The organism is Plectonema radiosum NIES-515, assembly GCF_025753815.1.
In the GTDB taxonomy this organism is placed as follows: Bacteria; Cyanobacteriota; Cyanobacteriia; order Cyanobacteriales; family Nostocaceae; genus Hassallia; species Hassallia radiosum_A.
On record NZ_JAOWRF010000121.1, the window covers coordinates 1 to 7,461 of the forward strand.

The following is a 7,461-nucleotide window of genomic DNA, read 5'->3' on the forward strand; positions in this document are numbered from 1 at the left end:
TTCCCCCTCTCCCCCCCTCCTCTTTCTCCTCCTTGATGTAATTGCCGCAAAACATCAGTGCGGGTGACAATTCCCAATAATTGATTATCTTGCAACACTGGTAAGCGTCCGATATCATATGTCACCATCAACGCTTCGATTTCGGGGAGTGTCGTATTTGGTGTAATTGTTTTGAGATTAGTTGCCATGTAGCCTTTAACTGGTGCATGACTAAAGCCGTGATGCAAAGCAATATCCAAATCTCGGCGAGAAATTATACCTACTAGTTGTGCTTCAGCATCGACGACAGATAAACCAGAATGTCCGTAGCGCAACAAAATACGCTGCGCTTCCTCAATTGTAGTTTCTGGACGGATGGTACGGACTGGAGAGGACATTAAATCTCTCGCTGTGGGAGGATGTGGAATATTTGCTTTGATGTTGTCAACAAGTTGGTTTAATATGATTTGTGGATCTACTCCGCGCAGGTTGACCGATGTGGCTTGAGAATGTCCGCCACCGCCTAGAGGTTCAAATAATTCGTGAAGATTAACGCTCTTGATTTGCGATCGCCCAATCACCGTTAACCGCGATTCACCTTCAGAGAAAGGATATTCATTCGCCAGCAGTAAAGCATCAATTTCGGTTAATGTCATCAGATGCGAGGCAAGACTTGATAATCCAGGCACAAATTTATCTGTTTTCAGAATAATCCAGGCGATCGTATATCCACGTATGCATAGAGATTGCAATTTGTCTATAGCTTCGGTTAACAATTGCTGCAATTGTACAGATAAACCGGGATCTAAATACTCGCTAATTACCGACAAACTAGCGCCTTGTTGCATCAACCAAGCCAAAGCTAAAGCATCTCGCGGGGTGCTAGAGTCAAAGGTGAGAGAGCCAGTATCAACATGAATACCCAAAGCCATGACAGTGGCTTGGGCAGCGGTGAGGGAAATTTGCTGTTGTTGTAATTGTTCTACGATTAAAGTTGTGGTGGCACCGACTTGATAAATATGTGCGATCGTGGCAGGAATATTCGATTCTTGCGCGATGTGATGATCATAGACTATAATCTCTTTTAAGTTGGGTAAATCTAACCATTCGGCAGCTTTACCCAGGCGATCGCGTTGTTGCGTATCCACCACACTTATAGAGCGAATTTTTTCTGGATTGACCGAACGTCGTTCAATCAAAGGATATTCATCCCGATACAACGCCAAAAAATCCCGCACAGGTGGATGAGAACCCCCAGTCAGCACAATCAAGCTTCCTGGTAGCAACCGCGTTAGCCCTACCGCTGCTCCTAACGCATCAAAATCAGCTGTAGTGTGGCAAAGAATTAAATCCATAGTCAAGAGTTAAGAGTCAAGAATCAATGGTCAAGAGTCAAGAGTCAATCTTTAGACTTTAGACTTTGGACTAAATGGTTACAATTTCTGGTAGCTTACAAGTGGGGGAAAGACCTTAAGTGTTGCCCTTTAAGATATTCTATCTTTAGTATTTAGCTGTTTTGGGAGAAGAAAAAAATGACCATTATATTCCAAGCTGCATTAGTTGCGCTGGTTGGGTTGTCCTTTGTCATGGTTGTTGGTGTTCCTGTAGCTTATGCCACTCCACAAAATTGGGGTGACTCTAAAAAGCTACTTTGGCTCGGTTCTGGAGTCTGGTTTGCCTTAGTGTTTTTAGTTGGTGTATTAAACTTTTTTGTGGTGTAGGTGAGTGTTAATCTAGGCTGGCAAATAGTATAAATATTTGCTTCATTCAGAGGGAGATAAGGGGACAAGGGGACAATTTTGTCTCCCCATCTCCTTGTCTCCTAATTTCTAAGTCTTTCCTGCTCCTCTACTTTTAAATAAGAAATGTATCTATAAACTTCTTCAATTTTGTTGACAAGTATTGTGAAATCCTTAAAGGAGGACGAGTGCAACTAGTTGAAAGGCACGTAATCAAGAAATCTCACAAATACCATCAAGAGATAGATAACTTGTGTTTTTTGTCAAAAAACCTTTACAATGCTGCTAACTATCTGATTAGACAAAACTTATTTCAGTTAGGTGAAATACGTAACTACAATCAGGTTCAAAAGCTCATGCAAAGTAGTGTTGACTATAAAGCAATACCCGCTAAATTAAGTCAGCAGATTTTAATGGTTTTAGACAAAAATTGGAAAGCTTTTCAAGCAGCCTCTAAGTCTTATCAAAAAAATGTTATAGGTAGTCGAAATAACCAAAATTTTGTGCAAGTACCTCACGCAAGGTTTATTGATCAAATTACATACAAAGCAGAGCTAGCGGGGATAAAGGTATTTGTCAATGAAGAAAGTTACACAAGCCTTGCAAGTTTTTTAGATCAGGATGAAATACCAGTTTACAAAAAAGGCACCCTTGCTACTTTTAGTGGTAAAAGGATCCAACGTGGGCTTTACAGATCCGGTAGTGGTAAGCGAATTAATGCCGACGTAAATGGATCTTTAAACATCCTAAGAAAAGCAATCCCCGAAGCTTTTGCTCAAGGGATAGAGGGGATTGTAGTTTCCCCAGTGAAGGTTAAACTTCTAAATTAATAGGATGGACATTTGTCTATGTTATTAACAACTATATTGGCTGATATGTATACTTGATTGATTAAGAGGCAGTTATGGCAGTTTTCGAGGGAACTTTTACTCAGACAGAACCTTTGCGGTTTGCAGTGGTTATTGGTCGATTCAATGACCTCGTTACCAGTAAGCTGCTAGAGGGCTGTCAAGATTGCTTGAAACGCCACGGTGTGGATGTCAATCCTCAAGGAACTCAGGTGGATTATGTTTGGGTTCCCGGCAGTTTTGAAGTGCCAGTAGTGGCTCGTCAGTTGGCGCTTTCCCAAAGATATGATGTAGTCATTTGTCTGGGTGCTGTCATCCGAGGGCAAACGCCTCATTTTGATTTAGTGTCCTCTGAAGTCGCTAAAGGTATTGCCGCTGCTGCCTTTCAAACTGGCGTTCCGGTAGTTTTTGGCGTTTTGACAACAGACACGATGCAACAAGCTTTAGAAAGGGCAGGTATTAAGAGTAATTTGGGTTGGGAATACGCCATGAGTGCCTTGGAAATGGGCAGCCTCATGCGGAATTTGCGCTCTAACCTAGAGCCATATCGCAATTCCCAATCTTTGCCTCCCTCTTTTAAAAGTGCCAGCTTAGGTGAATTTGCCACCGAGTCAGAAGAACACGTGTGAACTACCTACACTGTACGCTTCTCTACGAGAGGCACAAAGGCTACGCGTACAGTGTAGGCTTCCTGCCCAGCAGATAGCGTAGTAGTAGATTTCTTACGTCCTTTACTACTACGAGTCGTCAACTCACCCGTCATTCATCCCACGCAGAAGATCGAGGGTCAGACGTAGGGATGAATGTCGGTTTCAGCTAAGGGCATCAAGAGTCAGTAGTCAACAGACTTTTTACTTTGGACTAATTACAAATTAAGGTATTGACAAACCGTTGTTGATGTGACATTATAGTATTTGTATGGAAGTTGCGGGCATAGCTCAGTGGTAGAGCGTCACCTTGCCAAGGTGAATGTCGCGCGTTCGAATCGCGTTGCCCGCTTTTGAAATAAAATACTAACATCGCAAACGTTTATTTGTAGAGACGTTGCGTCGGAATGTCTCGTAGAAAAATTCGTGCTATAGACGTTTCTTTTAATTTACGGACTTTTGAAGCGATCGCTATACCTCTAATCGCTGATTCACTATGTACAAAGGTTGACAATAAATACATATGAAGCGAGACTATAGCACTCTTTAAACTCTCCCATCCTGATATCACCTGTTCCAACAACCACCGAGGGTTGAAAACCCCCACTTAATAGCCCAAGTCCTCTAAAGACGACTAAAAACTTATACCGTTTTTATATGAAGATGCATATAATTTAGCCCACCCCAGGAATCTCGCGTCTGAACGCGATCGCGTCCGCAAGAGCGCAGGGCAAATGTGCAGCCTCATATAAAATTGGTATTATAGGCGATCAATTTCCGTCCATGACACGATTTAGTTAAAATAGACTAAGTAATTAAAAATCGCGGCTACATAGACAAAACTCAGCCACAAGAACCGTCATCTGGAAAAGATCCTTTGATTGCTGGTAGTTTGCAATACATTGGCAATACATTGGCATTATCATTCTCGGTGTGGGTGCGATCGCTGCTGTCGGATTTTTTAGTCGCAAAGTTGAATATGCGATCTTTTTCGCTGTTGGACTAAGCATTGCTTTAATTGTGTTCTTTGTCACAGTATAAGTTGGGGCATTGGGCATCTCCAAAAATGAATTATGCGTTGCCCAAACCCTTTTAGAGACGTTAAGCTTAACGTCTCTACATTCTTTTTCACTCCTATGTCTATTTATTTTTGGGAAAAAAGTATAAATATTTTTTACTTTAATTGTTAAATTTTTACTTAGCTACTTAGTAGGTGTGAAAAAATCTCTACATATAAGCCACAAAAAGTTCACACAGATTTCGTTTAATTAGAGTTAGTAGGCTCATATCAAGTCCCTTTAATTGCTCATGAGAAAACATCTTTGTAGTGAGGACTGAAGTCCTCATAGAGACGAGGACTTCAGTCCTCACTACGAATTTATCACCCATTAATTAGCGCGTTCCCATTGAAGAAGAGGATTTTATGAACCCAATTTATCAAACTGTGGTTGTAGGTGGTGGCTTTACTGGGCTATTTACAGCTTTACATTTGAGTCATCAACATTATCCTCGAAGTGTAATTCTGATTGATCGAGAGGAGCGCTTTTGTTTTAAGCCGTTACTTTACGAGTATTTCAGTGGTGAAATGGAGGCAAATCAAGTAGTACCGCGTTTTAAAGATTTGCTTAAGGGTAGTGGAGTGATTTTTGTTCAAGATACAGTGGAATCGATTGACCTACATCAAAAGCAAGTTAAATTAACTTCGGGGAGGTGTTACGACTACAGTAATTTAGTTTTGGGTTTGGGTAGCGTCACTAGCTATTTGCATGTTGAGGGAGCGAAAGAATATGCGCTGCCTTTCTGGACGACAGAAGATGCGATCGCTATTGAGCAGCATTTACATGAGTGTTTGCAACAAGCTGTTAAAATTGAAGATGCAGAACAACGTCGCAAATTATTAACAGTTGCTGTAATTGGTGCTGGTGCTTCTGGTGTAGAAATGGCAGCCACTTTAGCCGATTTGCTACCGTATTGGTATGCTGCTTTGGGTGGCAATTATCAAGAAATCCGCTTGGTACTGCTCAATCACGGTGAAGAAATTCTCAATGGCGATATTAATCATCATTTACGTGAAATTGCTGAGGGAGAATTACAAAAACGCACCATGCCCATAGAAATGGTGATGGGAGCAGAAGCCACAGCTATTCGGACAAACTCAGTTGAGTACAAGCAGAATGGCAAATTAGAGACGCTTGCAGCAGCTACGACAATTTGGACTACTGGCACATCTGTTCATCCGCTAATTAAAGATTTGCCAGTGCCAAACGACCATCGTGACAAACACGGTCGTCTTTTAGTCACCCCGACATTGCAATTGCTCGATTTTCCAGAAGTCTTTGCAGGCGGTGATTGTGCAGTTGTACAGAACAGTTCCCTACCAGCCACCGCACAGGTAGCGTATCAGCAGGGACAAGCGATCGCTTATAATTTGAAGGCGATCGCATTGGGCAATGAGCTAAAACCAGCTAAAGTGAACTTACGCGGCACTCTACTCAAACTCGGCTTAGATGATGCTGCTGCTAGTATTTACAACGTTTTTGAAGTTAAGGGCGAAGCTGCTCACTTAATTCGCCAAGGTACTTATTTAGAATTATTACCAACACCAATTCATAACTTTAAAGTTACCACAGAATGGTTGAATGAAGAGATTTTTCACCAGCATATTGACCCAAATAATGTCGGTAAAACAGTTGTGGGGACAGGGGAAATAGTTGGTGCAGGAGTTGTAGGGGTAATAGTAGCGAGAAAATTACTGAAAATGTTGGGAGATGATAAGAAAAGCGATAAATCCTAATATTTTTCACAAGCATATGGTAAGATAATGTCGAAAATTTTCAATTCTCATTGGAAACGTCTTCAGTCTTTCTTGACTTTTCTCAAACAGCTGATCGTTAACCATCGTGCCTCTTTGCTGCTTTTATTAATGGGAGTCTATTTACCGTTACAAATTTTTGGGGAACTAGCGGAAGATGTTTGGGAGAATGAAGGTGGCTTTCGGTGGGATGTGCCGATTTTGTTAGCAATTCACTCCACATCTAGACCATCCCTTGATGTTTTTGCGGGGACGCTAACTAAATTCGGGGTATTTTGGGGTGTGTTTCCGGTTGCAAGTGCGATCGCGATCGGTTTATTTATGCGTCGTCGATGGCGATCGCTAATCTATTTTATAACCACTTTGTTGGGTAGCATCATCATTAACCGAACAGCTAAGGTTTTGCTACATCGAGTGCGTCCTCATTTGTGGGAGTCACCTGCACCAGAGTTTGACTACGGATTCCCCAGCGGTCATGCGATGTCGAGTATGACTTTAGTTGCAGTCTTGGTAATTTTAACATGGGGTAGCCGTTGGCGGTGGCTGGTTATAATTGCCGGAGGGGTGTTTGTGTTCGCGATCGCTTGGACACGGTTGTATTTGGGAGTCCACTATCCCAGCGACATTTTAGCAGGCTGGACGGCTTCTGTGGCTTGGGCTGTTGGCGTGAGTTTGCTGCTGTTGCCCAATAAAAGCGATCCTGCATAGCTTTTGCCTGGGTGTTGTAGTATTTCACTTCTCAGGAGCGGTGTACAAGTTCTGCGACAATTCTCACCAATTCATCTGGTTCTACTGGTTTAGCGAGATACTTTTGAAAGCCGGCTTCGAGTGCTTGCATTTTATCTTCAATTCTGGTGTATGCGGTTAGAGCGATCGCCGGAATTTTTCCCCCATTTTTTTGCTCTAAATCTCGCAATTGACTAATTAACTGATAACCATCTTCTCCCGGCATTCCTATATCACTCACCAGGACATGAAAATGATCTCGTTTTAAACATTCTATCGCCTCACTTGCCGATCCTACAGCCGTAACTTTAGCAAAAGATTCTTCCAACACAACTTTGAGAAAGTCACGACTGTCGATATTGTCTTCTACAACTAAGACTTGAACATTATCGAGAGAGGGTAAATTTTCTCGGTCATTTGCATTATTTCCTACCGCAGATTCCTGCTTGAATTGATTTGCTTTTGGTAGCGGTAATTGAACTGTGAAGGTTGCACCTTTACCCTCACCTTCGCTGTGAGCATAAATCTTGCCATTATGCAATTCTACTAGGTGACGAGCAATTGTCAATCCTAACCCCAGCCCGCCATAAGAGCGGGTAGAAGAACTATCTGCTTGTCGAAAGCGGTCAAAAACGTAAGGGATAAATTCCGGATTAATGCCAATTCCTGTGTCGGTAACTGTGATTTGAGCGTAGGTCGAGGGAGGGGGG

8 protein-coding genes and 1 tRNA gene are annotated in these 7,461 nt (G+C 42.2%); 6 read left to right on the forward strand and 3 right to left on the reverse strand.

Translation table 11 applies throughout. The features are described 5' to 3' along the window. A partial coding sequence (locus OGM63_RS08125; protein ID WP_263745011.1) for a CBS domain-containing protein occupies positions 1 to 1,334 on the reverse strand: 1,334 nt, incomplete at its 3' end. Between the two features lie 177 nt (positions 1,335 to 1,511). On the opposite strand from OGM63_RS08125, the gene psbZ reads away from it, so the two are divergent. From psbZ to OGM63_RS08145, 4 genes are all read left to right on the forward strand, one after another. After that, a complete protein-coding gene (psbZ, locus tag OGM63_RS08130; RefSeq protein ID WP_029633705.1) occupies positions 1,512 to 1,700 on the forward strand; it encodes a photosystem II reaction center protein PsbZ in 189 nt (62 codons plus the stop codon). A gap of 206 nt (positions 1,701 to 1,906) precedes the next feature. Then, positions 1,907 to 2,548, forward strand: coding sequence for a zinc ribbon domain-containing protein (locus OGM63_RS08135; RefSeq protein WP_263745012.1), 642 nt, complete (start codon positions 1,907 to 1,909; stop codon positions 2,546 to 2,548). 74 nt (positions 2,549 to 2,622) lie between these two features. After that, positions 2,623 to 3,195 (forward strand): 6,7-dimethyl-8-ribityllumazine synthase, encoded by a 573-nt coding sequence (gene ribH, locus OGM63_RS08140; protein ID WP_263745013.1) that lies wholly within the window; start codon positions 2,623 to 2,625, stop codon positions 3,193 to 3,195. Between the two features lie 298 nt (positions 3,196 to 3,493). Beyond that, a tRNA-Gly gene (locus OGM63_RS08145) sits at positions 3,494 to 3,565 on the forward strand. A gap of 463 nt (positions 3,566 to 4,028) precedes the next feature. On the opposite strand, the gene OGM63_RS08150 is transcribed toward OGM63_RS08145, so the two are convergent. After that, entirely contained in the window at positions 4,029 to 4,247 is a 219-nt protein-coding gene (locus OGM63_RS08150) for a hypothetical protein (RefSeq protein WP_263745014.1), read from the reverse strand. 389 nt (positions 4,248 to 4,636) lie between these two features. On the opposite strand from OGM63_RS08150, the gene OGM63_RS08155 reads away from it, so the two are divergent. Continuing rightward, the gene (locus tag OGM63_RS08155; protein WP_263745015.1) at positions 4,637 to 6,007 is read left to right on the forward strand and encodes an NAD(P)/FAD-dependent oxidoreductase; all 1,371 of its coding nucleotides are present in this window, start codon (positions 4,637 to 4,639) and stop codon (positions 6,005 to 6,007) included. A 27-nt stretch (positions 6,008 to 6,034) separates the two neighbouring features. Next, complete coding sequence (locus tag OGM63_RS08160) at positions 6,035 to 6,733, forward strand: phosphatase PAP2 family protein (RefSeq protein WP_263745016.1); 699 nt, start codon at positions 6,035 to 6,037, stop codon at positions 6,731 to 6,733. 31 nt (positions 6,734 to 6,764) lie between these two features. Here the strand turns inward: OGM63_RS08160 and OGM63_RS08165 are convergent. After that, a partial coding sequence (locus tag OGM63_RS08165) for an ATP-binding response regulator (protein ID WP_263745017.1) occupies positions 6,765 to 7,461 on the reverse strand: 697 nt, incomplete at its 5' end.